The organism is Neisseria sp. HMSC078C12 (assembly GCF_001838065.1).
Lineage (GTDB): Bacteria > Pseudomonadota > Gammaproteobacteria > Burkholderiales > Neisseriaceae > Neisseria.
The window spans coordinates 1-335 of sequence record NZ_KV835597.1; the positions used below are offsets into that span (position 1 = coordinate 1).

The 335-nt window shown below is 53.7% G+C and carries 1 pseudogene; it reads right to left on the reverse strand.

The window, feature by feature from the left end:
* Positions 1-335 (reverse strand): annotated as a pseudogene (locus HMPREF2596_RS03550) (RHS repeat protein); the annotation flags it as partial.

Consider the following 335-nt stretch of genomic DNA (forward strand, 5'->3'; position numbering starts at 1 on the left):
TCGTAGTGGTATTCGGTGTGCTGTCCCAGCGCATCAGTAATACGCGCCAGCTGTCCTTCGGGGGTATAAGAGAGTTTGGTTTCGTAACCCGAACAGTCGGTAATCCGGTCGGGCTGATGGTTTTCGTTATAGTGGTAGGCGGTACTGCTGCCGTTCGGATCGGTTACCGACAGTAACAGACCGTTGCCGGCGTATTCGAAACGGGTGATGTGTTTCAGCGGGTCGGTATGGGTCAGCAGGTTGCCCGCTTCGTCATAGGTATAGCCGTGGTAACGGCTTTCGGCATCGCTTTTACGGATCAGTCGGTAGTTGTCGTCATAGTCGAAATGCAGGAT